The sequence below is a fragment of the Pseudomonas tremae genome (assembly GCF_001401155.1).
GTDB classification, from domain to species: Bacteria; Pseudomonadota; Gammaproteobacteria; order Pseudomonadales; family Pseudomonadaceae; genus Aquipseudomonas; species Aquipseudomonas tremae.
This window is the reverse complement of sequence record NZ_LJRO01000400.1, coordinates 1-388: the sequence shown is the minus strand read 5'-3', so window position 1 is coordinate 388 and position 388 is coordinate 1. Positions and strand designations below refer to the sequence as shown.

Annotated in this window: 2 pseudogenes; both read left to right on the top strand. The window is 48.2% G+C overall.

The features are described 5' to 3' along the window. Nucleotides 1-199, top strand: a pseudogene (locus ALO43_RS22570) (acetyl-CoA C-acetyltransferase); the annotation flags it as partial. Between the two features lie 91 nt (nt 200-290). Then, nucleotides 291-388, top strand: a pseudogene (locus tag ALO43_RS30420) (enoyl-CoA hydratase); the annotation flags it as partial.

The following is a 388-nucleotide window of genomic DNA, read 5'->3' as shown; positions in this document are numbered from 1 at the left end:
GCGTCAGATGTGTATAAGAGACAGGGTCAATGTCAACGGTGGGGCGTGCGCGCTGGGTCATCCGATAGGCGCTTCGGGCGCGCGGATCATTGTGACGCTGTTGGCGGCTTTGCAGCGCAGGCAGCTCAAGCGCGGGGTAGCGGCGATTTGTATCGGTGGCGGAGAGGCCACCGCTGTCGCCATTGAAATCATCGATTAGATAATTTATTCAAAGAGTTACGGTTTTTTTCGAATGTAGATTCTAGGTTTTATGCCTGTGCATGGTTATTAATTCAAAAGGATATTTATCAATGTCTTACGAGACAATTCTAAGTGAGGTTATAGGTAAGGTTGGCGTGATTACGCTGAACCGTCCCAAGGCACTTAATGCATTGAATGCTCAATTGAT